Origin of the sequence: Staphylococcus sp. GDY8P198P (assembly GCF_017891615.1) — a bacterium.
In the GTDB taxonomy this organism is placed as follows: domain Bacteria; phylum Bacillota; class Bacilli; order Staphylococcales; family Staphylococcaceae; genus Staphylococcus; species Staphylococcus cohnii.
The window spans coordinates 117,472-142,635 of the sequence record NZ_JAESJQ010000016.1; the positions used below are offsets into that span (position 1 = coordinate 117,472).

General features: G+C 31.0%; 27 protein-coding genes and 1 riboswitch. Of the genes, 11 read left to right on the forward strand and 16 right to left on the reverse strand.

Going from position 1 to position 25,164, the window contains the following annotated elements; genetic code table 11:
• Nucleotides 1-16 precede the first annotated feature (16 nt).
• Nucleotides 17-1,276 (forward strand): BaiN/RdsA family NAD(P)/FAD-dependent oxidoreductase, encoded by a 1,260-nt coding sequence (locus KA824_RS10850; RefSeq protein WP_181187717.1) that lies wholly within the window; start codon nucleotides 17-19, stop codon nucleotides 1,274-1,276.
• Between the two features lie 175 nt (nucleotides 1,277-1,451).
• Nucleotides 1,452-1,547 carry a type I toxin-antitoxin system Fst family toxin gene (locus tag KA824_RS10855; protein ID WP_107385129.1) on the forward strand — a complete coding sequence of 32 codons (96 nt, stop codon included), beginning with the start codon at nucleotides 1,452-1,454 and terminating at the stop codon, nucleotides 1,545-1,547.
• A gap of 156 nt (nucleotides 1,548-1,703) precedes the next feature.
• Here the strand turns inward: KA824_RS10855 and KA824_RS10860 are convergent, their stop codons facing one another.
• The 3 genes from KA824_RS10860 to KA824_RS10870 all read right to left on the reverse strand — a co-directional run bounded on the left by KA824_RS10860 (nucleotide 1,704) and on the right by KA824_RS10870 (nucleotide 6,083).
• The gene (locus KA824_RS10860) at nucleotides 1,704-2,015 is read right to left on the reverse strand and encodes a rhodanese-like domain-containing protein (protein WP_019467829.1); all 312 of its coding nucleotides are present in this window, start codon (nucleotides 2,013-2,015) and stop codon (nucleotides 1,704-1,706) included.
• 21 nt (nucleotides 2,016-2,036) lie between these two features.
• Nucleotides 2,037-4,451 (reverse strand): leucine--tRNA ligase, encoded by a 2,415-nt coding sequence (gene leuS / locus KA824_RS10865; RefSeq protein ID WP_181187716.1) that lies wholly within the window; start codon nucleotides 4,449-4,451, stop codon nucleotides 2,037-2,039.
• 462 nt (nucleotides 4,452-4,913) lie between these two features.
• Nucleotides 4,914-6,083 carry an MDR family MFS transporter gene (locus KA824_RS10870; RefSeq protein WP_107505196.1) on the reverse strand — a complete coding sequence of 390 codons (1,170 nt, stop codon included), beginning with the start codon at nucleotides 6,081-6,083 and terminating at the stop codon, nucleotides 4,914-4,916.
• Nucleotides 6,084-6,192: 109 nt separating this feature from the next.
• On the opposite strand from KA824_RS10870, the gene mnmL reads away from it, so the two are divergent.
• Together mnmL and mnmM are read left to right on the forward strand one after the other, a co-directional pair.
• Nucleotides 6,193-7,146, forward strand: coding sequence for a tRNA modification radical SAM protein MnmL/YtqA (gene mnmL, locus KA824_RS10875; RefSeq protein ID WP_181187715.1), 954 nt, complete (start codon nucleotides 6,193-6,195; stop codon nucleotides 7,144-7,146).
• Nucleotides 7,143-7,703: a tRNA 5-(aminomethyl)-2-thiouridylate-methyltransferase MnmM gene (gene mnmM, locus KA824_RS10880; RefSeq protein WP_181187714.1), complete on the forward strand. Its 561-nt coding sequence runs from the start codon at nucleotides 7,143-7,145 to the stop codon at nucleotides 7,701-7,703. Before mnmL ends, mnmM begins: the two co-directional genes overlap by 4 nt.
• A 118-nt stretch (nucleotides 7,704-7,821) precedes the next feature.
• On the opposite strand, the gene KA824_RS10885 is transcribed toward mnmM, so the two are convergent.
• The 3 genes from KA824_RS10885 to KA824_RS10895 form a co-directional block, all read right to left on the reverse strand.
• Nucleotides 7,822-8,223: a transcriptional regulator, SarA/Rot family gene (locus tag KA824_RS10885; protein WP_019467834.1), complete on the reverse strand. Its 402-nt coding sequence runs from the start codon at nucleotides 8,221-8,223 to the stop codon at nucleotides 7,822-7,824.
• A gap of 148 nt (nucleotides 8,224-8,371) precedes the next feature.
• Entirely contained in the window at nucleotides 8,372-9,328 is a 957-nt protein-coding gene (locus KA824_RS10890) for an L-lactate dehydrogenase (RefSeq protein ID WP_107384743.1), read from the reverse strand.
• Nucleotides 9,329-9,604: 276 nt separating this feature from the next.
• The gene (locus tag KA824_RS10895; protein ID WP_181187713.1) at nucleotides 9,605-10,429 is read right to left on the reverse strand and encodes an alpha/beta fold hydrolase; all 825 of its coding nucleotides are present in this window, start codon (nucleotides 10,427-10,429) and stop codon (nucleotides 9,605-9,607) included.
• A 267-nt stretch (nucleotides 10,430-10,696) separates the two neighbouring features.
• On the opposite strand from KA824_RS10895, the gene KA824_RS10900 reads away from it, so the two are divergent.
• On the forward strand, nucleotides 10,697-11,698 hold the full coding sequence (locus KA824_RS10900) for a proline dehydrogenase family protein (RefSeq protein WP_181187712.1): 1,002 nt from the start codon (nucleotides 10,697-10,699) through the stop codon (nucleotides 11,696-11,698).
• 276 nt (nucleotides 11,699-11,974) lie between these two features.
• Here KA824_RS10900 and ribH read toward each other — a convergent pair whose 3' ends face one another.
• The 5 genes from ribH to KA824_RS10925 form a co-directional block, all read right to left on the reverse strand.
• A complete protein-coding gene (ribH, locus tag KA824_RS10905) occupies nucleotides 11,975-12,433 on the reverse strand; it encodes a 6,7-dimethyl-8-ribityllumazine synthase (protein WP_107384746.1) in 459 nt (152 codons plus the stop codon).
• A gap of 11 nt (nucleotides 12,434-12,444) precedes the next feature.
• Nucleotides 12,445-13,623, reverse strand: a complete 1,179-nt coding sequence (gene ribB / locus KA824_RS10910) for a 3,4-dihydroxy-2-butanone-4-phosphate synthase (RefSeq protein WP_181187711.1) — start codon at nucleotides 13,621-13,623, stop codon at nucleotides 12,445-12,447.
• Between the two features lie 10 nt (nucleotides 13,624-13,633).
• Complete coding sequence (gene ribE, locus KA824_RS10915; RefSeq protein WP_107384748.1) at nucleotides 13,634-14,266, reverse strand: riboflavin synthase; 633 nt, start codon at nucleotides 14,264-14,266, stop codon at nucleotides 13,634-13,636.
• 6 nt (nucleotides 14,267-14,272) lie between these two features.
• Nucleotides 14,273-15,316: a bifunctional diaminohydroxyphosphoribosylaminopyrimidine deaminase/5-amino-6-(5-phosphoribosylamino)uracil reductase RibD gene (ribD, locus tag KA824_RS10920; RefSeq protein WP_107505256.1), complete on the reverse strand. Its 1,044-nt coding sequence runs from the start codon at nucleotides 15,314-15,316 to the stop codon at nucleotides 14,273-14,275.
• A gap of 158 nt (nucleotides 15,317-15,474) precedes the next feature.
• A riboswitch (FMN riboswitch) is annotated at nucleotides 15,475-15,609 on the reverse strand.
• A gap of 398 nt (nucleotides 15,610-16,007) precedes the next feature.
• Nucleotides 16,008-17,483 carry an FAD/NAD(P)-binding protein gene (locus tag KA824_RS10925; protein WP_107384750.1) on the reverse strand — a complete coding sequence of 492 codons (1,476 nt, stop codon included), beginning with the start codon at nucleotides 17,481-17,483 and terminating at the stop codon, nucleotides 16,008-16,010.
• A gap of 161 nt (nucleotides 17,484-17,644) precedes the next feature.
• Between KA824_RS10925 and KA824_RS10930 the strand changes: the two genes are divergently transcribed.
• Entirely contained in the window at nucleotides 17,645-18,574 is a 930-nt protein-coding gene (locus KA824_RS10930; RefSeq protein WP_181187710.1) for an osmoprotectant ABC transporter substrate-binding protein, read from the forward strand.
• Nucleotides 18,575-18,920: 346 nt separating this feature from the next.
• On the opposite strand, the gene sagB is transcribed toward KA824_RS10930, so the two are convergent.
• Both sagB and KA824_RS10940 read right to left on the reverse strand, forming a co-directional pair.
• A complete protein-coding gene (gene sagB / locus KA824_RS10935) occupies nucleotides 18,921-19,775 on the reverse strand; it encodes a peptidoglycan release complex glucosaminidase SagB (protein ID WP_181187709.1) in 855 nt (284 codons plus the stop codon).
• A gap of 164 nt (nucleotides 19,776-19,939) precedes the next feature.
• Complete coding sequence (locus tag KA824_RS10940) at nucleotides 19,940-20,164, reverse strand: hypothetical protein (RefSeq protein ID WP_019468074.1); 225 nt, start codon at nucleotides 20,162-20,164, stop codon at nucleotides 19,940-19,942.
• A 221-nt stretch (nucleotides 20,165-20,385) separates the two neighbouring features.
• On the opposite strand from KA824_RS10940, the gene KA824_RS10945 reads away from it, so the two are divergent.
• Nucleotides 20,386-20,865: a sigma-70 RNA polymerase sigma factor region 4 domain-containing protein gene (locus tag KA824_RS10945; protein ID WP_107521422.1), complete on the forward strand. Its 480-nt coding sequence runs from the start codon at nucleotides 20,386-20,388 to the stop codon at nucleotides 20,863-20,865.
• A gap of 10 nt (nucleotides 20,866-20,875) precedes the next feature.
• Nucleotides 20,876-21,298, forward strand: a complete 423-nt coding sequence (locus tag KA824_RS10950) for a competence protein ComK (RefSeq protein WP_107505405.1) — start codon at nucleotides 20,876-20,878, stop codon at nucleotides 21,296-21,298.
• A gap of 4 nt (nucleotides 21,299-21,302) precedes the next feature.
• Here the strand turns inward: KA824_RS10950 and KA824_RS10955 are convergent, their stop codons facing one another.
• Together KA824_RS10955 and KA824_RS10960 are read right to left on the reverse strand one after the other, a co-directional pair.
• Nucleotides 21,303-21,752, reverse strand: coding sequence for a hypothetical protein (locus KA824_RS10955; RefSeq protein WP_107384754.1), 450 nt, complete (start codon nucleotides 21,750-21,752; stop codon nucleotides 21,303-21,305).
• 382 nt (nucleotides 21,753-22,134) lie between these two features.
• Entirely contained in the window at nucleotides 22,135-22,848 is a 714-nt protein-coding gene (locus KA824_RS10960; protein WP_107384755.1) for a transaldolase, read from the reverse strand.
• A 285-nt stretch (nucleotides 22,849-23,133) separates the two neighbouring features.
• On the opposite strand from KA824_RS10960, the gene KA824_RS10965 reads away from it, so the two are divergent.
• From KA824_RS10965 to KA824_RS10975, 3 genes are read left to right on the forward strand one after another with little or no spacing between them, the layout of a single operon-like run.
• Nucleotides 23,134-23,439 carry a hypothetical protein gene (locus KA824_RS10965; protein WP_107521381.1) on the forward strand — a complete coding sequence of 102 codons (306 nt, stop codon included), beginning with the start codon at nucleotides 23,134-23,136 and terminating at the stop codon, nucleotides 23,437-23,439.
• A 60-nt stretch (nucleotides 23,440-23,499) separates the two neighbouring features.
• A complete protein-coding gene (gene crcB, locus KA824_RS10970) occupies nucleotides 23,500-23,865 on the forward strand; it encodes a fluoride efflux transporter CrcB (RefSeq protein WP_181187708.1) in 366 nt (121 codons plus the stop codon).
• Nucleotides 23,862-24,218 carry a fluoride efflux transporter FluC gene (locus KA824_RS10975; RefSeq protein WP_107385360.1) on the forward strand — a complete coding sequence of 119 codons (357 nt, stop codon included), beginning with the start codon at nucleotides 23,862-23,864 and terminating at the stop codon, nucleotides 24,216-24,218. The genes crcB and KA824_RS10975 overlap by 4 nt, the downstream gene beginning before the upstream one ends.
• Nucleotides 24,219-24,302: 84 nt before the next feature.
• Here the strand turns inward: KA824_RS10975 and KA824_RS10980 are convergent, their stop codons facing one another.
• Entirely contained in the window at nucleotides 24,303-25,139 is an 837-nt protein-coding gene (locus tag KA824_RS10980; protein WP_107385361.1) for an aldo/keto reductase, read from the reverse strand.
• Nucleotides 25,140-25,164: the final 25 nt, after the last annotated feature.

Here is a 25,164-nt window from a genome sequence, read left to right on the forward strand (position 1 = left end):
AAAGTGAGGCAATCAAATGTACCAAACAATTATTATTGGCGGTGGCCCTAGCGGTTTAATGGCGGCTGCTGCCGCAAGTCAACATAGCGATAAAGTCCTTCTCATAGAAAAGAAAAAAGGACTCGGTCGCAAATTAAAAATCTCTGGTGGCGGACGTTGCAACGTCACAAACCGTTTACCATATGAAGAGATAATTAAAAATATACCAGGAAATGGAAAATTTTTATATAGTCCTTTTTCCGTATTTGATAATGAATCTATTATTCGCTTTTTTGAATCACGTGGTGTTGCACTTAAAGAAGAAGACCATGGACGTATGTTTCCTGTTTCTAATAAAGCACAGGATGTTGTAGATGCATTAATTCGTACAATTGATAAGAATAATGTAACTGTAAAACAAGAAACTTCAGTGCATGCTATTGAACATACACCACAACAGACTTTCAAAGTATTTTTAGATAATCAACAAACTGTTGAAGGTCATAGTTTGATTATCGCTACAGGTGGTACGAGTGTGCCAAAGACTGGATCAACTGGTGATGGTTACAAATTTGCTGAACACTTGGGACATACAATTACAGAACTTTTCCCGACTGAAGTACCAATTACGTCATCCGAACCTTTTATAAATAATAAAAGGTTAAAAGGATTGAGCTTAAAAAATGTTGCACTATCTGTATTAAAGAAAAATGGTAAAAAACGTGTTACACATCAAATGGATATGATATTCACTCATTTCGGAATCAGTGGCCCTGCCGCTTTAAGATGTAGCCAATTTGTATATAAGGAACAAAAAAATCAAAAACGCCAAGATATTGATATGCAATTAGACGCTTTTCCAGAACTAAGCTTTGCACAATTAGAAGATAAAGTAAGTGAATTATTAAAGAATACACCAGATAAATATGTAAAAAATAGCTTACATGCTTTAATCGAAGAACGTTATTTATTATATATGTTAGAATTAGCAAATATTTCAGAAACATTAACAGCACATCATATGTCTAATGAACAATTTAATAAATTGATTACTTTATTTAAAGGCTTTACGTTTACAGTTAATGGAACTTTATCAATTGAAAAAGCTTTCGTAACTGGAGGAGGCGTTTCTCTTAAAGAAATCGAACCCAAAACGATGATGTCAAAATTAACTCCGGGATTATTTATGTGTGGCGAACTGCTAGATATCCATGGTTATACTGGTGGCTATAATATTACCAGTGCTTTAGTTACAGGTCATATATCAGGAACAAATGCAAGTAAATTTCAACATTAAACATATCAATTTATATAATTTGTCACCTATTAGATCCACTACTTACGTTTAAAACAAATTCACTATTTATCAATTTTAATGATTGATACTTTCTATGCGAGTGACACACGTAATGTTATAATATTTAAGTCGCCTACTCTCAGGCGTCAATAGACGTAGGGAGGAGGTGTATTTTGTGATTGATATCTTTGTTCATATTATGACTACTGTCATCAGTGGTTGTATCGTTACGTTATTTGCGTACTGGCTGCGCAATCGTAATGACAAGTAAAATAGGCGACACTTAGCTAACACCAAAAAACCCCCTCACTACTCGCAATAGTGAGGGGGTTTGGTGTATCTGTATTGATATCTTTGTTAAACGTATTATAACACTATATTTGCATAAAATGCAAAATCATCGGCTTATTTTCACTCTGTCTAAAGATTAAATACTTTTAATTTCTAAACCTTCATCTCCCCATGCATCCATGCCACCTTCAACATTGACTGCATGAACGCCATTACGTTCTAAATACTGAACGACTTGTGCACTTCTGCCACCAACTTTACAAATAATATAATACGTATCTTCTGAGTTGAAGTGATTTAAATTATCAGGAATTTTATCCATAGGTATCGTTTCCGCTTCTGGTATCACGCCCATTGCTGTTTCTTCATCGGTTCTCACATCTACGATATGAATAGGATTAGAATTTAAAATTTTTGATTTCAATTCATCTATAGTAATAGTTTCCATAATATAAACGCCCCTTTTGTGTTATTTGGCAACGATATTAACAAGTTTTTGAGGTACCGCAATCACTTTTTTAATATCTTTGCCTTCTATTTCAGCTTTAATATTTTCATTACCTAATGCTGCTGTTTCCATTTCTTCTTTTGAAATATCTTTAGAAACATTGATTTTGGCACGCACTTTGCCATTTACTTGAACGACAATTTCCACTTCATCATCGACTAATAATGTTTCATCATATGATGGCCAAGGTTGATAAGTAATTGTCTCTTCATGTCCTAAGCGCGCCCATAATTCTTCACCTAAATGTGGTGCAATTGGCGCTAACATTTTAATAAACCCTTCAATATATGGTTTATAAATCTCATCAACTTTATAACAATCATTAATGAAGACCATCAATTGACTAATTGCCGTATTGAAGTTTAATGTTTCAAAGTCTTCCGAAACTTTTTTCACAGTTTGGTGGTAACTTTTATCTAAAGCTTTATTATTAGTATTGACTACTTTATCTGTGATTAAACCGTCTTCTGTAATTAAAAGTCTCCAAATTCTATCTAAGAAACGTCTTGAACCATCTAATCCTTTATCACTCCAAGCAATTGCAGCATCTAGAGGACCCATGAACATTTCATATAGTCTTAAAGTGTCAGCACCATGCGATTTGATAATATCATCTGGATTGATAACATTACCTTTAGATTTACTCATTTTTTCATTACCTTCACCTAAAATCATACCTTGGTTAAATAATTTTTGGAATGGTTCTTTGGTAGGTACTACACCTAAATCATACAAGACTTTGTGCCAAAATCTAGCGTATAACAAGTGTAACACTGCATGTTCAACGCCACCAATATATAAATCTACAGGCAACCAATGTTTTAACTTTTCTGGGTCAGCTAACATCTGTTCATTATCTGGATCAATAAAGCGTAAATAATACCAACAACTGCCTGCCCATTGTGGCATTGTATTTGTTTCACGACGACCTTTCATTCCAGTTTCTTTATCCACGACATTAACAAATGCATCTATATTAGCTAATGGTGATTCACCTGTACCTGAAGGCTTAATTTCGTCAGTTTCCGGTAGGAGTAATGGTAATTCATCTTCGGGAACAGTCGTCATAGTCCCATCTTCCCAATGAATTACAGGAATAGGTTCACCCCAATAACGTTGACGACTAAATAACCAATCTCTCAGTTTATAATTAACTTTTCTAGTTCCAGCATTGTTTTGTTCTAATAATGTAATTGCTTTTTCAATCGCTTCATTATTATATAGACCATTTAACTCTCCTGAATTAATATGAGGTCCATCGCCGTCATAAGCTGCTTCAGATATGTCTCCACCTTCAATGATTTCTATAATTGGTAAATCAAAAGTTTTTGCAAATTCATAGTCTCTTTGGTCTCCACTAGGGACAGCCATAACTGCTCCTGTACCATAAGAAGATAAGACATAATCTGCTATCCAAATTGGCGTTTTCTCACCAGATAAAGGATTAATTGCATACGCTCCAGTAAAAACTCCAGATTTTTCTTTAGCTAGTCCAGTACGTTCTAAATCTGATTTCATCGCCGCTTCTTGTTGGTATTTCTCAATACTTTCTTGATGTTCTGATGTAGTGATTTTGTTAACGAGTTCATGTTCAGGGCTCAACACTAGGAATGTAGTACCATAAATAGTATCAGGACGTGTTGTAAACACTTCTATTTGATCATTAATATCTTCTACATTAAATGTTATAGATGCACCTTCTGAACGTCCAATCCAATTTCGTTGCATATCTTTTAAAGATTCAGGCCAATCTAAGTCATCTAAATCTTCAAGTAATCTGTCAGCATATTCAGTAATTCTAAGTACCCATTGTTTCATCGGTCTTCTATAAACAGGGTGTCCGCCACGTTCAGAAACACCGTCGACAACTTCTTCATTTGACAATACAGTGCCTAAGGCAGGACACCAGTTCACTGCTACTTCATCTATATAAGCAAGCCCTTTATTATATAATTGGATAAATATCCATTGTGTCCATTTATAATATTCTGGGTCTGTTGTATTAACTTCTCGATCCCAATCATAACTAAATCCTAACTCTTTAATTTGACGTTTAAACGTTTGGATATTTTGTTTAGTGAATTCACGAGGATCATTCCCTGTATCTAGCGCATATTGTTCAGCTGGTAAACCAAATGCGTCCCAACCCATAGGATGTAATACATTATATCCTTGCATACGTTTGTATCTTGAAATAATATCAGTAGCTGTGTAACCCTCAGGGTGTCCTACATGTAATCCTGCTCCAGATGGATAAGGGAACATATCAAGTGCATAAAATTTTTTTTGGCCTAAATTATCTTCAGTTTTAAATGTTTTATAGTCTTCCCAATAATCCTGCCATTTTTTTTCAACTTCATTATGATTGTAATTCACTTCATTTCCTCCTGTTCAATAATAAAAAGACACCTCAAACTATTATATAATAGGGACGATTTTTCACCGCGGTACCACCCTGTTTCACTTAATGTGCACTCATTTTAATTAATAGTAAGAGATGTCATTCATTCATTTTAAGTCCTGGTAAGTTCACTAGATGCTTCACGCTAAGTTCCACCAACCTTAGCTCTCTGTGGAAAAGCTTTCAAGTTACTACTCCTATACTCTTCTTATGATATTTGAAAAAGCCCTTTATTTCAAGTATAAAGTTGATTTTCAAGCTTCATCTTAATGCATATATAAATTTATTAAAATAATATGTAAAAATATTGTTAATTCAATAAGCATCACTTGCTGAATTAACAATACTTGTCCTTTTTATCATATAACAACAATTATCTGGGTTTAAAAGTTAACTAAATCTACTATTGTTGACTACAATATTGCCACAATTTTATGCTAAATATCTTTTGGTAATTTGTGATCATAGAATGTTAAAAATACGAGTGATAAAACTAACAATGAAATCATGCTTAAAAACATAATTTGCATGTTAAACATATCAACAACTACGCCACCAATAAGTGGTCCGAATGCTTTTCCTACTGTCGCTGCAGAATTTACATAACCTTGAAATGAACCTTCTTTCCCATTAGGCGCAAGTTGATTTGCGATAGTTGGAACAGCTGGCCAAACAAACATTTCTCCCAATGTTAATATAATCATACCTACCATAAATACAGAAAATTGTTCAGCAAAACTTGTGACAAAAAAAGATATGATAAAAATACCTATTCCAACATACATTTGATGTTTCAGATTACCTTTTAATAATCTGATTATCGGAATGATTAATGGTTGTGCTACTAATATCATGATACCATTGACAGTCCATAATAAACTGTATTGGCTCATAGAGATATTTAGCTCTTGTGTAAATGAAGCTATTGTACTTTCCCATTGAATATAAGCAATCCAGCAAATACTAAACATCACGCATAACAATGTTAATGCAATGAATTGAGGTCTATATGCTTTATCTAATAAACTCATGGCATCATTTGATTTTACTTTAACGTCCAATTTAATATTAAATTGACTAATTGCAACTATGCCAAATGCAATATACATGAGCAAATTAGCAATAAATATATAATTAAAACTTAATTCCGCCACAAAACCGCCAGAAGCTGCGCCAATCGCCACCCCTAGATTTTGAGCTAAATATATCGCATTAAAAGTTTGTCTACCACCTTGCGGCCAAATTGCACCGGCTAGTGCGTAAATTGCTGGTACAATCATGCCACCACCAAAGCCAAGACAAACTAACCAAACTGCATACCATGGCCATCCGTGAAAAAAATTTAACAATGTAGTACTACTTAAGCAGATCACTGTACCAATCATAATTGTTCGATAGCCACCCAATTTATCAAATAGATTACCACCTAGTAAATTCCCTATGACCATGCCAAATGAATTAATCATCAAAACTAACCCGGCCATAGTTAAACTTTTATCTAATTCTTCATTCATATATATTGTATTTAATGGCCATAAAAAACTTGAGCCTGTGATATTTAATGCCATACCAATAACCAACCACCACACTGATTTTGGCATATTCATAACCATAAGCTCCCTTCTTTTTTTAAATTTCTGTTTTTACTCTAAACACTATATCATTAAAATATGTTAAAATCTTTAACTAGAATGAATTTAGAAAGGAAAATGTTATATGGGACAATTCTTCCCTTACGCATTCGAGAATAAACGATATCATACTTGGAATTATCATTTAAAAAATAAATTTGGACAAAAAATCTTTAAAGTTGCAATTGACGGAGGATTTGATTGTCCAAATAGAGATGGCACGGTTGCACATGGTGGCTGTACATTTTGTTCTGCAGCAGGAAGTGGAGATTTTGCAGGAAATCGTGTAGATCCGATAGATGTTCAATTTCAACAAATCAAAGATAGAATGCATGAAAAATGGCATGAAGGTCAGTATATTGCTTATTTCCAAGCATTTACTAATACACATGCACCAGTAGAAGTATTAAGAGAAAAATACGAAACTGCATTAAAAGAACCCGGCGTTGTCGGATTATCTATTGGAACGCGGCCTGATTGCTTACCGAATGATGTTGTAGAATATTTAGCTGAATTAAATGAACGTACTTATTTATGGGTTGAATTAGGTCTACAGACAGTACACCAAAAAACTTCAGATTTAATCAATCGTGCACATGACATGAAAACGTATTATGAAGGAGTGGCCAAGCTACGCAAACATAATATAAATGTATGTACACATATTATTAATGGGCTTCCTGAAGAAGATTATGACATGATGATGGAAACAGCTAAAGAAGTAGCACAAATGGACGTCCAAGGTATTAAAATACACTTGTTGCATCTCCTTAAAGGCACACCAATGGTAAAACAATACGAAAAAGGTATGCTAGAATTCATGTCACAAGATGATTATACAAATTTAGTTTGTGATCAGCTAGAAATTTTACCAAAAGAAATGATCGTTCATCGAATTACTGGTGATGGTCCGATTGACTTGATGGTTGGACCAATGTGGAGTGTCAACAAATGGGAAGTGCTTAACGAAATTGATGAGGAATTAGCACGAAGAAATTCTTATCAAGGAAAATACTATGAAACGACGATTAAATCATGAAGCTAGAACGTATTTTACCATTTTCCAAAACGCTGCTACAACAACATATCAACAAGGATAGTATTGTTATTGATGCCACGTGTGGTAATGGCAATGATACCGAATTTCTAGCACAACAAGTACCAAATGGTAAAGTCTACGCTTTTGATATTCAAGAAATTGCAATTCAAAATACGAGTAAAAAGACAGACGCATTTAAAAATGTACACTTAATTCAAGATAGTCATGCTAAAGTAAAGCAATATATACAAAGCAACGAGATTGGACAGATTGATGCAGCCATTTTTAATTTAGGATATTTGCCTAAAGGCGACAAATCAATTGTAACAAACTCTAGTAGTACATTAGCAGCGATAGACGAAATATTTGATATATTAGCGACAGAAGGTATTATAGTACTAGTTATATATCATGGGCATGATGAAGGTAAAATCGAACGTGATGCATTATTAAATTATCTACAACATTTTGACCAAAACAAAGCACACATATTACAATATCAATTTATTAACCAAAAAAACAATGCACCATTTATCTGTGCAATTGAAAAAAGATAATATATATAATAAAAATGCATCTCCTTTTAAGCGGAGATGCATTTTTATTTTAGTATAGATATTAACTATCTATTACTATTTTGAGTCTAACTTGTCATTTTGTAACTATAATTATTCCCTATAATTTTAAGATAGATTTAAGACTAGATTGTATAGTAGATGATTTTTCGTTTATTTCCGCTTTAAAACAATTTAAAAGTTCTTCCCTTTGATCTTTTAAATCCTCATTGAAATGTATAATTACTGTACGTTCGTCATTAACGGGTCTTTCTTTAATAATCCATGCTTTCTCAACTAAATCGTTATATGTTCTTGTACGTTTATATGATTTAATTTTCACATAATTATCCATTTCTTTAAGCGTCATTGATCCTTCTTCCCAAAGTGTTAAAAGAATTAATATTTCTTCTTTTGACATTTTATATTGTTTCTGTACTTTTCCAAAGATATCTTCAATATCTTTAAGTACATGTTCCAATCTAAGGACACTATCTACCATATCAGCAATTGTCTTCCCCATAGAAATATCCCCCAATCATAATATAAAGTTAAACATGTAAAATTAATTTACCAAAAAATCATTCAAAGCAAAATTTATTCATATCAGAATAAATTTTGATATTTTCAATAAAATTAATCTTATATACAGTTTAAAATTAAATTATGAATTATGCAATTAGTTGTTTGATTTTATTTTGCATATCTTTCAAAATTATGGCAGAATTTTCAAACTTTTCACTTTCTTCACTATTTAATTGCGTTTCATATACTTTAATTGCGCCATTTCTATTAATTAATGTTGGAACTCCAATATAAATATCATTTTGATTATACTCACCTTCTAAGTAACTTGAAACAGGTAATACTACATTTTGGTTTTTTAAAATAGCTTGTGTTATACGAACTAAGCCCATTGCTATACCATAATACGTTGCACCTTTTGATTGGATAATATCATATGCAGCATCTCTTGTGTTAGTAAATATTTCATCTATTCTATGTTGTTTATCAGGGTTATCTTTCAATGCATGGTATATTGGTTGACCAGCAATATTAGCTTGTGACCATACTGCTAATTCAGAATCGCCATGTTCACCAATAATTTGTGCGTCCACACTCCAAGGTGACACACCAAATTCTTGTGCTAGTTCAAATTTAAATCGTGCAGTATCTAGTATCGTACCAGATCCAATAACTTGTGATTTCGGTAAGCCTGAAACTTTTTGTGTTACATATGATAATACATCTACTGGATTAGTTGCTATAAGAAAAATACCATTAAATCCTGTGTTCATAATTTTTGTGACAATGTCTTTAAATATTTTTGTGTTTTTTTCTACTAAATCTAATCTAGTTTCACCTGGCTTTTGCGCAGCTCCTGCAGTAATAACAATTAAATCAGCATTACCACAATCTTCATAATTACCAGCTTTTACTTTAACAGGTGAATCACCATATGGTGCACTATGATTTAAATCTGCAACATCGCCTTTAACTTTCGCTTCATCTAAATCAATAATTACTAATTCATCAGCTAAGCCTTGTGCAACTAATGCAAATGCATAACTTGATCCAACTGCTCCATCACCTATTAAAACTACTTTATTCCCTTTTTCAAATTTCATGTTAAATCGCTCCTTTTATTTCAAAGTAAATATTTCTAAAATTAAATGTGATTTTTTTCACAATATAAATATAACAATTATTATTTTAAAAATCAATATTTATTGTGATTTTTTTCACATTATTTCTTAATAATAAAAAGAGTGTGAATAAAATCAACGTTAGATCACATTTATACACTCTTTTTATAAGCAATTATTTAGTCATAATTGGAATGAATTGGATTTAAGTTAACTTACTTGTTTCCATAAAATGATATTCATCATTTATTAAACGAATTATGACGGTTCATTTTCATCATGTACAATAAAACCAATGTTACTGGCACTATTATTAAGAAATGCTAGAATATAGCGCATTACTTCATCTCTTTCAGGTTCATTATGTATTTCATGATTTAATCCTTTCCAGGCTTTAAAATACAGTTCTTCTGTTGCAATTTTTTCTTTAATTAAATACATCGTAGAAATATCTGAAACTTTATCTTCAAGTCCATACATTAATAATAAAGGAAGTGGTTTAATATCTTTTAAATGTGTAACGGTCTCTTTCATGATTTCTATGACTTGTTTATACCAATGATAAGTAACTTTCTGCAGCATCAGTTGATCCTCTTTTGCTTCTTCAATAACTTCTTCATTTCGTGTTAAATCTTCAATCGTAATACCTATTTTAAACCTTGTATCTTTTGTTAATTTCCCGACATTCGATACAATTTTATCTTTTCTAGTTTTATTACTTTTCTTAAATTCTAACAATGGAGAAATCAACATTATTCCTTCAATAGGCACATCCACTTTTTCAAGTAAATTTAAAATGATAAGCCCACCAAGGCCCACACCTAAAACATAAGTCGGCAGTTTATACTCATTAGCTATTCTAATCCACTCAAGGACATGCTCATGATATACTTCAAAGTTTGATATTTGTCCTTTATTCGCACGCGTCGTTTGACCTTGACCAGGCAAATCACCCATGATTACATGATAACCATTTCTACGTAGCATTGTTATAACATATGCATACCTACCTGTATGTTCGAGCATGTTATGGGCAATTACAATGACGCCCTTTGCTTCATTTTCTGTTTCCCATTTCCACATATTCCATACTTCCCCTTCTACAATAATTTCAATAACTACATTGTATCAAAATATGATGTACTTTTTCCATTTTTAACGTATAAATCTTACCGTTATATGTTACTTCAACTTTATCATTAAATGTCGTATCTAAAGCGTGAGTCAATGTTATCGTGTAGTATATAATATTTAGTGTAATAAATTTTATTGTAAACGGTTTCATTACTATTCGATTCATGCTACACTATTATTGAAAGAACAGCTATTAGCAGAATGGGAGGAATTAATATGCCAATTGTGAAAAATTTTTTTATAGGATTATCTAACAATCCTTTTTTAAATAAAACAGCTAAGGAAATAGGACCTATGTTCGGCGCTAGAAAAGTAGTCGCAGGGAATACTATTCCAGAATTAGTTGACACAATTGAACGTTTAAATAACAAAGGAATTACTGTCACAGTAGATTGTCTCGGTGAATTTGTTTTAAATGAAGGTGAAGCAATACAATCAAAAGATCAAATATTAGAAGTGATGTATGCTATCTACAATCATAATTTAGATGGTCACATGTCTATTAAAATCAGCCAATTAGGTTCTGAATTTGACCTTGATCTTGCTTATCGCAATTTACGTGAAATATTACTTAAAGCTAACGAATTTGGTAATATGCATATTAATATAGACACTGAAAAATATGATAGCTTATTTGATATTACTCAAGTTTTAGACCGATTAAAAGGCGAATTTAAAAATGTGGGAACTGTTATACAAGGATATTTATATAAAGCAGATGCACTCGTTGATAAATATCCAGAATTACGATTACGTATGGTTAAAGGTGCATACAAAGAAAATGAAAACATCGCTTATCAAACTAAAGAAGAAATTGACGATAATTACATACGCTTAATTAAAAAGCGACTGTTAAATGCGAAAAATGTCACTTCTATTGCTACACATGATGATGCTATCATCACACATATTAAACAATTCATTAAAGACAACAATATTGAAAAGGATAGCTATGAATTTCAAATGTTATATGGTTTCCGCTCAGAATTAGCAGAATCATTAGCGCGAGAAGGCAATCATTTCTGTATCTATGTGCCATACGGTGATGATTGGTTTAGTTATTTTATGAGAAGATTAGCAGAGCGTCCTCAAAATTTAAATCTGATGTTTTTAGAACTTATGAAACCTGAAGTGTTGAAAAAAGCTGGGATAGTAGTTGGAGCATTATCAACTATTGGAGCAATTAGTGCATTGTTATACAAAAAATTAAAAAATTAGCAAACTTTCAAATTAAAAAGTATGTAATTAAAATCGTTTTAAACATTATTTTAGATTAATGAAATGTAACTCCAAGACTGTGAATGAAAGATTACAAACACGTACTAAGTAAATCATATCCACAGGCATGCAAGAACAAAAACATGAAATATTAAGCTAAAAGAGAGCTCACCCGTAGAGGTAAGCTCTCTTATTTTGAGCATAAATAATTATATTTCATACTACGTCATATTTTTAAAATTTTAAATTGTACTATTTCTATAACTACTGCAAACATTAAATTTCTTTCAATAAATTCGCCATTTCTATAGCACTTACCGCTGCTTCAGAACCTTTGTTGCCTGCTTTTGTACCTGCACGTTCTACAGCTTGCTCGATATTCTCAGTAGTTAAAATTCCAAAAATAACTGGTGTATCCGAAACATCATTCGCTTTTGAAACACCCTTTGCAACTTCATTACATACATAATCATAATGTGACGTTGAACCTCTTATCACACATCCTAAAGTAATTACTGCATCATAATCACTTTTTTGAGCTAATTTTTTAGCTACTAATGGAATTTCAAAAGCACCAGGAACATATGCAACATCAATATTTTCTGCTGGTACTTCATGTCTAACTAAGGTATCTTTAGCACCGTCTAACAAACGATTCGTAATGAAATCGTTAAATCTACTTACTACAATCGCTACTTTTAAATCTGATCCTATTAATTTACCTTCAAAATTCATGTTTTTTCCTCCTATATTAAATGACCCATTTTCTCTTTTTTTGTTTGCATATACGCTTGGTTATATTGATTTGTAGGTATCACTAATTCAATTCTTTTAGCGATATCAATACCGTAATTTTCTAAACTTCCAAATTTTTTAGGATTATTACTTAATAAATTTACACGTTTGATACCTAAATATTTTAAAATTTCTGCAGCATATCGATACTCTCTTAAGTCTTCATCAAAACCGAGCGCAATATTTGCTGTAACAGTATCATAACCTTGTTCTATCAATTCATAGGCTCTTAATTTATTAATTAAGCCGATTCCTCTACCTTCTTGTGGCAAATAAAGGATAACGCCTCCATGTTCATTAATATATTCCATAGATGCAGCAAGCTGTTCACCGCAATCACATCTTTGACTATGGAATATATCTCCAGTTAAACAAGCAGAATGTATGCGTACATTCTCTGTTTCATTAATTTCACCATTCGCGATTGCTACAATTTCCTCGTTATCATTCGTTCTAAAACCATACATGTCAAAATCGCCAAATTCAGTAGGCATCTTTATTTTCGCTTTAGCTTCAATAGACGAAACAGATTGCTTTCTATATTTTTCTAAATCTTCGATAGATATCATTACCAAATTATGTTTACTTTTAAATGCTTCTAAATCGTCACCTTTTGCCATTGTGCCATCATCATTCATTATTTCACAAATGAGTGCTGCAGGTTTTGCGCCAGTTAGATTAGCTAAGTCGACAGAGGCTTCAGTATGACCACGTCTAGCCAACACACCATCATCTTGAGCTATTAATGGAAATAGATGGCCTGGCTTATTAAAATCTTCTGCTGTTGTACTATTATCGATTAACGCCTTCGCAGTGAGCATTCTTTCATCAGCACTGATACCTGTTGTTGTTTTAACATGATCGATACTTACAGTAAATTGAGTACCATAAACATCTGAATTATGATTAACCATTGAATGAAGTTCTAAATCTTCAGCTATTTTTTTACTAATAGGCGCACAAATTAACCCTCTACCATATTTAGCCATAAAATTAACTGTATTATCATACATCCATTCTGTAACTGCTACTAAATCGCCTTCATTTTCTCTATTTTCATCATCTACTACAATGATACTTTTACCTTCTTTAAGTGATTCAAGTGCTAATTCTATACTGTCTAATTGCATTTTACCCCTCCTAGAATCCAAAAGCGCTTAGTTTTTCTAAACTTAAACCTTTTTCGCTATTGCCAACTATTTTTTCCACATATTTAAACAACATGTCTGTCTCAATATGTACAGGATCACCCACACGTTTTTGATTTAAAATAGTTGATCTTCTTGTTTCTGGTATAAGATGAATATCAAATTCTGTATCTCTTAATTGAAACACTGTCAAACTTACACCATCTACAGTAATTGAACCTTGTTGTACCATTTGATTTATAATAGAAGTAGATGGTTTAATAGTTACAATTTTAGAATTATCTGAGTTTTGTATTTTAGTGATTCTAGCTACTTCATCTGTGTGGCCGAGTACAAAATGGCCACCAAATCTTCCCGTACCACTCATTGCTCGTTCTAAATTTACCTCAGTAGCTTGATTTAATTGATTCAGATAGGTTTTATTCTCAGTGCCTTTAATTACTTGGACTGAAAATGACTGATTATCAAATTGTATTACAGTTAAACATACACCGTTTACACTAATAGAATCACCAATATGCATGTCAGATAAAATTGTCTTACAATCAATTGTTAAATTAACAACGGATTGTTGTGTTGCAACTTTTTTTATAGTGCCTATTTCTTCGACAATACCAGTAAACATAGTTATTCACTTCTTTCGCAATTCTAATTTAATATTTTGCTCAAGCATTTTGGAATTTACAATTTCAAATTGAGGTACGTCTGATAAATTAAAGACATTTTCTGTTTTGAAAAATTGATAATCACCAGAACCACCTATTATTTTCGGGGCATAATATAAGATGAGTTCATTCGTATAGTTAGATTGAAGAAATTCTGAAGTAATCGTAGGGCCTGCTTCAACCAAAGCACTTCCAATCCCATATTGATATAACTGTTTTAAAATATTTTCAATCGTGCAATTCGAACAATATATAATTTCTATATTTGTATCTTCACTTTTTAAATTTTTATTTTCTGTAAAAATCCATATTGGTGTCACCGGTTGTTTAAATATGTCTAAGGTAAAATCTACCTGGCCAGATTTTGAAAGTATCACACGTATCGGTTGCTTACCTTCTTCAATCCTTGTAGTATATTGCGGATTGTCTGCATTTAAAGTACCAGTACCAGTGATAACTGCATCATGTTTATGTCTGAGCATAAATACATCTTGTTTAACAGTTTTGTTAGTAATCCATTTACTTTCACCATGATCAGTAGCTTGTTTACCATCTAAACTACAAGAAACTTTTACAGTAACTTCAGGGACGCCTTGTCGTTTAGTAATAAAAAAGTCTTTATACAATGCTTCAGCCTCTGGCTTATGATGAAACTCAACTTTTATTCCAGCATTGTGCAAAATATCGTCACCTTTAGTCGATAATGTCGTATCTTTAACAGCATAAACAACTTTTGAAATACCAAATTCAATAATTTTGTTTACACATGGTGGTGTTGAACCGTAATGTGAGCAAGGTTCTAAAGATATATAAATTGTTGCTCCATTTGCAGCTTCTTTAGCCATATCTAAAGCTTGCACTTCAGCATGTTTATCACCTTTTCGTAAATGTGCACCGATGCCAACGATTCTACCTTGATTTACTACAACTGCACCTACTGGCGGATTTACACCTGTCTGGCCATCAACCATTTGTGCCAATTGGATTGCATAGTTTAAATATTGACTCATATAATCACCTCTTAATAATAAAAAAACACCTGAAATTGATTTCAGGTGTGGGATGTATTTAGATATAACATAAATTACTTAAATTTGAATACACTTCTCCAATTTTCAGAAAAATGTATGTTAAATAAACACTAAAAAAGTGCTTTTTTTGTTATACTTCATTCTTTCTCCCATCCAGACTATACTGTCGGCTCTAGAATTTCACTAGATCAGCCACACTTGTCAAAAACAAATGCAGGTCGCAGGCTTAATTTACTGCCGGTTGGGAATTTCACCCTGCCCCGAAAGAATATTTATGAAATTGTAATTGATGATTGAGTCAAAGTAACTTTATGAAAGTTACATCGTTATCGTACTATATATTTATACAAAAAACAATTCATATTATCTAAGTCGGCTTTATTTATAAACAACCACTTTCTTATATCCTTTGATTAGCAATGCTTATAAGCAATTTTTACAAAACCATTTTTAAAATATATTTTTCCAAATGATTTCCTAAATAATTAACCGTTAAAACAATTTAAATGATTTCGTTTTTAGTTTGAATTATAAAAATAACCGCTTATCCAGCTATATAAAATCGATAGTCTTACTTCATAATGTATGCATATTTATATTCACTTAAAAACATATTTCACTTACGGCTTAATTATGTAAGCAATGTTCGTTTGAATGCTACACTACAAAATTAATCATGCTTAGTGTTTAATAATTTTTCTACTACACTAACGGCTTGTTTTACTATCATCATAACGCCGTTACGTGATTGGTTAATCCCATTTGTAACTTGGCCTAAAGCAAACATGTTCTGTAAAGTACCGTAACGCGGACTTATAATTTGATTTGTTTCTGGAATGATTTGAATACCACCAAGTGGGTGTGCTTGGACAACTTGTCTATTTTCTAAATTTAGAATTAGTTGATCATCTTGATCTAAATCTGATAAATGTGATTTTGAACCAGTAGCATTAATAACAATATCAAATTTATCGATCGCTTTAAAATCATCCTCATATTTAAAACAAAACTGCTGTCCGTCATGTTTTACATCTTCCAACCCTTTTTTGATTTCAATTTGCCCATTTTCAATATGGTCGATAATTAGTTTTGCTGTACGTGGGGGCATTGGATTTGAATTTTCTTTTAATATAGATTGGTATTTTTCTAAAAATATCTTCTGATCCTGTCTACTGAAACTATTCCAAATCCAATTAAGATTTTCTTTTGTTAATTCTAAAATACTTTGAAATTTCCCTAGCTCATCGGCATGTTGTAAATCATATGTTAAATCTAAAATTGGATCACCTTGTCTTCTGTGGACTAATTTCTCTACTGGAATATCATAATATTCACAGTCCTTTTTAAATAATGCTAATGCTTCCTCCAAAGGTACATTCCCAAAATATTCTTTTTTGATTTCATTAAAATTTTCTGGTGTAAGATATTTAAATTGAATTTCTGGCATATCTCCCCTAACACTAGGTAAATGACCTTTACGACTCGTCACAGTAATAGGTAAATTTGGATGATGTGCCGTTACAAATCGAATTACATCTAAACTTGCTAGTCCTGTTCCAATGATAGCAATTCTATCAGTACTATCAACCTCATTTAATGTGTCATATGTTGGGTAAGGTGTTTTTATGTAACCTGGTGTTCCTTTTAAATGATATGGGTCATGATAAGACATCGTACCAATCGTTAAAAATACGATATCATAACGTCGGCGTTTCTCTAGATTTTCAGAAGTACAAACAACATATTTAACATGCGTATCACCAATATTAGATTCTATAAACACTTCCAAAACCTCTTCTTTGATCATATGAATATTATTATAGCGATTATGATAAGTTTCCAAATAGTCTTTCATATAATGTCCAAAAATAAATCTAGGTAGATACTCTGGGTTAGAAAATTTAAATATGGATTGTTCTTGATACCATTCATAAAATTCCCGTTCATTATTCAAATTTAAGGACATTTGACTTGCGGGCAAATTGATTAATAATTGGTCGCTGTCATTTTGAAACGGCACGCCTTGTCCCATATTTTTAGGATTATCATAAACGTCTACTTCCATTTGTTTGAATTCCTTATATTTTACCAATTCTTTCAACAAACTAACACCTGCAGTGCCCATACCAATGATAGCTAAACGCATTTCACTCATCCTTACTTTAATTAATTTATACTTAGTATATCAAGTATCGAATTAATATTACATATTAATGGATTATGTCACCATTATACAAAATTAATAAATATGTTAATATAAAAATGTTGTATCAAAAAATATTTCTAAAACATATAAGGGGTTAAAATATGAAATTTTTTAAAAGAATAATCTATTTATTGATTGCAAGTTCACTTTTATTAGCAAGTTGTGATTTACCTGGTTTAGGTGGCGGTCAATCTAAAAACTCAGTTAAAATTTCTGCTTTAGCTACGAGTGAATCTCAAATCATGGCTTATATGCTCAAAGATTTAATTGAACATGATACAAAAGGGAAAACTACTGGCTCCATTATTAACAATTTAGGTTCAGCTACAATTCAGCATAATGCATTGCTCCGTGGAGATGCTGATATATCAAGCACTCGCTATACTGGCACTGATTTGGTTGGAGCTTTAGAACAACAACCCATTACAGATACTAAAAAAGCAATGTCTGTTACTCAAAAATTATTTAACCAAAAATTTAACCAAACGTTTTTCGACTCTTATGGATTTGAAAATACTTTTGCTTTTATGGTTACTAAAGAAACCGCAAAAAAATATGATTTACATACTGTTTCAGATTTAAAAAAAGTAAAAGACAAAGTTAGAGTTGGTACGGATACTACATGGATTAAGCGAGGCGGCGATGGTTATGCACCATTCCGTGAACATTATGGGTTTGGATTTAATGATTTAAAACCTATGCAAATTGGACTTGTTTATGACGCATTAAAAAATAACAAACTTGATGTTGCACTTGGTTACACAACAGATGGAAGAATTGCAGCATATGATTTAGTTGTACTTAAAGATGATAAAAACTTTTTCCCACCATATGATGCTAGCGCCGTTGCACCAAATGAATTACTACAAAAAAATCCACAAATTAAAAAAACCATTGCTAAGTTAAATGGTAAAATTAGTACTGAACAAATGCAAAAGCTCAACTATGAAGCAGATGGAGAGGGTAAAGAACCAGCAATTGTAGCCAAAAGATTTTTAGAAAAACATAATTATTTCGAAGATGAAGACTAAATTTAAACATTGCTTTTTATGTGATATTAATCAATTAATGTTATTATAGTTACATAGTTAAGGAAGTGATTAAATGAAATTCATTTTAAAAGTCATATTATCGACGATCTTACTTTTTATATTATTTGGACAGAAAAACAAAGCAAAATAATGTTAAGCACTCTAGTGGTCTATGTCCTCAATGAATAATGCATTCACATTGTGCGTAAGTATACTTATATATTTTTAAAATATACTACGCTATTAATCCAATATCTAAATCAATAATTAAAGCATTCAAAAAGGACTAATCCATTTTTCAACGGATTAGTCCTTCATTTGTTTGAATAACAAAATTAATCTTTAATTATTCATTTTTATGTTTATTGTCATCTTTATATACAAAATATTTATAATATTTACCTTCTGTTTTCATATCTTTATAAAAGTTTGACATTAGACTTGCGTTACTTTCAGCCCATTTAATATCTGTAGCATATTGATGTTCACCAGGATTTTTAGGATTCCAGCGCATGCTATACAATGTGTTCTGATCTTTATTTGATAAAAAATGTTCATGTATAAAATTAGCGCCACCAGTAATTGCTTTTTCTGGCGTATCCCAACCGTGTTTTTTAGCATATTCGGCACCGGTTTTCACTGGATCTTCATCTAGTGCGCCAACTCCAAAAAAGTTATAATATTTCTTACCATCAATTTCAACACCACTAGATAACTCACTTTTAGCTGAGCCTGTTTCAAGTAATGCATGTGATATTAAGTATACTTCGTTTACATGCTTTTCTTTCGCTGCTTTTATGAAATCATCTGAATGTTCTAATAATATTGGATTATCAATTAACATCCTTTTTATTCTATTTTCATCAATACCTTGATATTTATCTAATTCTAAAAATTGGTATTTTTGCGTATCACTTTCGATAAATTCTTTACTATCCATCGCTGCTTTAATCTCTGTTGAAGATGCATCTCTCCACGAATCATTATTTTTATTTGAAATTTGTTGGCTAGTATAATTATCGATTTGTTTTTTTGATGCTTTATTTAAAGAAATATTGAGCTGTTCTACTTTTTCTTGTTGATTAACTTTTTTAAAAAAGATTTGATCTGAAATCATTGAAAATACAACGATAACAGCTATCACTAACACTACCAATAAGCCAATAATCGATAGTATTGAGCCTTTCTTATGCTTCGTCATGTCCACACCTCATAGGTAATAATAAGAATATTAAGTTCTCTATTTATACAAATATATTATAAGAGACTATCTAAATTTAAATTCTAACACTAAATAGTTTAACGTACAATTTAATATGTTTGTTGTTACATATTCATAAAAAAAGTAATGAAATTTTAATTTCATTACTCTTGACTTTTATTATATTCCATCATTACAAAGCTTACTGCTTGAGATCTGTTTTTATAATAATAACGATTTAAATCAATTGTTCCTTCAATTTCACCATCACGGTACATCATTTCTTTTGTTAGATTATTTATCATAACAAAATCTGATTTATCTTTAATCATATCTAAATCATCATGTCTTGCAAAAAAATGTTCTAAATTTAAATGTGCGTAATCCATATAAACCTCCTGATTTGTTGTCCGAAGATAATACTAAAACTCTAAAGTGTTATATCTTTAAGTTGAATACGCGTTGATGTTATAAAACTTAAATTTTATCTATCTTATTAACTCTATTTAACACCTATTATCATTATTTAGCAAATGAAAATTACTATAATTTAAAATAAAATGATTTCATCCGGAAATCAAAGTTATATATATAACATTGGAGCTACAGCATGTCTTTCGAACAAACTTATTTTCAATTCAAACATATTATTTTTGTGTTATTAAAAAAATACCGTATTGAATATAATCGAGAAGAATATACTCAATTACTCACTATCAAAATGTGGGAATTAACACAGAAATATTCACCACATCATTCTACAACGCTACAACAATTTCTATTCTTTCGTTTAAATTTCTATTTGATTGATTTGTTTCGCAGTCAAAAACAAACAGAAATCACAATACATTCTCAATATTTAATAGAACAGCAAATTAATGTGATTGATCATAGTAACTATCAACTCATGTATGAACAGTTTTTACAACTATTAACTACTAACGAAAAAAACTGGCTTAGATTAAAATTGCTTGGTTATAAACAATTTGAGATTGCTTCGATGTTAAACTGCTCTATTTCTACAATAAAAAATTATCGAAAAAAGGTTCAAGTAAAATACATTAAATATTATGGACTAAATCAAAAATAGGAGTTGGAAAATGACACAGTTTACAAAATTATTATACTTAAAATCAGTTGCTGGAAATGAAATCATAACAATAGGACAATATACCACACATCAATTTCACTATCCTACTTCAATAATGCCTACAATTACTTATCTACTTGAAACCTATGGCTTATCTCTTTCTTATCAAACAAAACAGGCTAAACAAATTTTAAAAATAAGAAAGATGGTCCCCATATTTATTACTCCACAAATCACTTTATTTCCTCTTAAAGCGAGGCGTGCGCCCTTGCAATACTACATTAATGCAAATGCGATTGTTGGCATTAAATCAAATAATGATCAAACAACGATTTATTTTGAAAATGCTACATTCATCATCGTTGATGCTCCCTACACTTTTGTATATAAAAAATGGCAAGAAAGTATTACACTTTCTCACCTTTTAATTTAACGCATCATAATGCCCTATTGTGTTTATATTCTAATAGTTTTTTCGTAAAATAACCTGTTACTACCTTAATTAAATACAGACTAATTATCAATAATAATACTGCACCAATAAGTGTCAATATAACTATAACACTAGATAAATCAACTTCTGGTTTAATAAAAAATTGGACTGATGACAAACTTGTCAATAAAGCAAATAAGAATAATCCTAATAAAATAATATATGTAAATAAAATACTAATTAATAACATGAAGAAATACGTTGATGACACTACTTTTTCTTCAAAGATATAATTTTTCAAAAATTGATTGGAAAACGCAATCGGTCGATTGAGTTCTTCTTCATGGTGTTTATCCAAGACATTTGTTAATACTTGGTCTAGTTGATGTTTTTCTTTTTTATTTAAAAACCATAAATGCTTTTTAACTTTCTGTTTAAAAATATTTGCCTTCATTAAAGTTTCTCCTTAAATGTATAACACTTATACTATCATTATAAAGGATAAGTTATTTATCTCATGGTTTCAATGAAATTATAAAATTTTTTTAATCAAATTACATTTTCTTAATCTAAGTGGACTATCCAATAATTTTTGTTTCCATTGTGACCAGAAAACTCAATTAACTCAAATCAACTCAACAATGTATTATTTAATACAACTTTTCTGTGCACTCATCGTCATTATTTCAACAACCGGACTTTAAATTTTACAGTGTGTCAGCAATGTTGATAAAAATTAAAACACTTCCGTATCAATTCATTAAGCGATGAATTCTACGAAAGTGTTTTTCTCTTAGATTAGCATTAACCCAGAAATGAACTTACTGAGCTTACGATTATAAAATAGAAAGTCCAGAACTTTGGATGTCTTTCGCAAAGCCTTTGACTGTATCTACTGATAATTCGTTAACGTCACGTCCTAAATTATTATTCACTTTTTTAACTACATCTGCAGGACATGTAATAATATCAGCACCAATTTCATCAGCTTGGATAACGTTGATGACTTCACGACAACTTGCCCATAATAATTTCACACCTTTTTTACTGTGTGTAACCTCAACCGCTTCTTTCATCAATGGAATTGGGTCTACACCTGTATCTGCAATACGTCCAGCAAATACAGAAACATAAGTTGGCACACCTTCAGTTACAGCGTCAGTAATTTCTTTAACTTGATCTAATGTATAAACAGCAGTAATGTTTAAACGAACATTGTTTGCTGATAATTTTTTAATTAGAGAAATAGTTGATTCGCCTTTAGTGTTTACAATTGGAATTTTAACAAAAACATTATCTCCATATTGTTTTAAAATTTCTGCTTCTTTTTCCATTGTTTCTAAATCATCTGCAAATACTTCAAATGAAATTGAAGCATCAGGAATTTCACGCACAGCTTCTTCAGCAAATGCTTTATAATCTGTTACACCTGCTTTTGCCATTAAACTTGGGTTTGTAGTAAACCCATCTACTTGTTTATTTTTATAAGCAGCTTTCATTTCTTCAATATCTGCACCATCTGCAAACACTTCAACATTTAAATTTGCCATTACTAATTCCTCCTGACTAAAATAAATAATTCTATAAAGAATTATTTTTATAACGGTTTAAACCATACACTTTATTTATACCACCTTTATTTCATAAATTCTATTTTTCTGCTTATAGATGATGGCTTATTAAAAATACAATAATTGATAATTTCTCTAGATTCACTATAGACAGGCCTTATAAGCTATATTATTATTCATTAAATTTTTTTCTTATTGTAAATTTAGTTAAATTTAAGTTAATTTATGGTATTATTACATAATGAATTGCATTAGGAGGTTATTATGGCACGTTCAAAACTTTATTTTTATTTATCATGCATTTTAATTATTATTAGCTTTTATTTTAATACTAGAAACCCTCTATTAAATATGCACTTTAATTCAATGATTAAACTTATTTTTGTTTGTAGTATTATCAATGCTATTATTTTAATAATTGCTATTATCTTTTCTGATAAATCTATTAAGCATTTACATGAAGATTCAGGCTGGATTCGACCAGTTAGTAAAATTTTACCTTATATCATATTAATTGTGATCGCAATTCATATTATAGCTTCTCTTTCAACATTTGGTATTATTTTCTAATTTTTACTACAAAAGTTATACTACTTTTGTAGTTTATTTTTTTGAAAGGAAGAAATCATCGTGCAATATTTATATATTTTTATTGGCGGTGCCCTTGGTGCATTCATTCGTTATCTATTATCTTTTTTAAATACTACTGATGGATTTCCATCTGGCACGTTTATTGCAAATATTATAGGTGCATTTTTAATGGGCTTGTTAGGTTCCTTAGCGATACAGTATTTTAGAAACAGTCCACTACTTAAAAAAGGAATGACTTCTGGGTTTCTTGGTGCGCTTACCACTTTTTCAACGTTTCAATTCGAGCTTGTCGGCATATTACAACAACAAGCATATGTAATGTTCATAACCTATGCTTTACTCAGTTACATCATAGGTATATGGGTTTGTTATATCGGAGTTAAAATGGGGGAACGTTTATCATGAGTCAAATATTTTTAGTTATGTTAGGTGGCGGAATAGGCGCAGTTATTCGTGCTGTTGTTACTAACTTCTTTAACAATAAAATTGATAGTACATTACCTATTGCAACACCTGTCGTAAATATTTTAGGTAGTTTTTTGATTGGTTTGCTCATGGGACTTACTTTAAATATTTCTTGGATTAACGCATTTTTAATTGTTGGCGTTCTAGGTGGACTAACAACTTTTTCAACTTTGTCATCAGAGTTAGTTCAAATGTTAACAGTAAACAAGCACGTATTTCACTTTATTGTTTATTCAATTTTACAATATGTAGTGTCCTTCGTCGCATGTTTATTAGGATATTTAATGATTTAACTCACATACTTACATAACAAAAGACCGTAGATATAGTTATAAACCACTATACTTACGGTCTTTTTCAATATTTTATTTCTGATTTTAATGGCCACTATATTCTGAAGGATTTGGGCCTATTCTTTTATCTTCGTTTAAACTATCTAATCGCTCTATGTGTGCTTTAGTTAACTCAAAATCAAATACATTTAAATTTTCTTCAATTCTAGTTGGTGTGACAGATTTAGGTATCACCACTACATCATGTTCAATATTCCATCTAATTATAACTTGTGCAGGTGTTTTATTAATTTCTGATGCTATCGCCTTAACTGTATCATCTTCTAAAATCTGTGCATTCATTAATGGTGACCATGATTCTGCATGTATATTCTGAACTTCTAAATATCTTCTCAATTCTGACTGAGTGAGATAAGGATGAAATTCAACTTGATTAATTACAGGCTTAATCGAAACTTGAGCTAATAATGCTTCTAAATGTTCTGCATTGAAATTACTAACACCAATATTTTTAACTTTATCATTTTTATACAAATCTTCCATACCTTGCCAAGTATCTATCATTAATGCTTCATCTAGACCTGGCCAATGCATTAAATATAAATCTAAATAATCTAATCCAAGTTTACTTAAACTAGTCTCATAAGCTTCAGCTACATTATTACGACCGTAATCATCGAGCCATAATTTAGATGTAATAAAAAGATCGCTTCTATCTAAACCTGTAGAAGCTAATCCTTCTGCAATACCCTGTCCAACCATTTCTTCATTTTCGTATATCATTGCAGTATCAATATGTCTATATCCATTTTCAATTGCATGTTTAACTGCCTTCTTACATTCATCATTATTTTCAACTCGGAAAGTACCTAAACCTATGATAGGCATTTCATTACCATTATAAAAAGTTACAAATTCCAAATTTGAGCTCCCCTTTACTATTAAA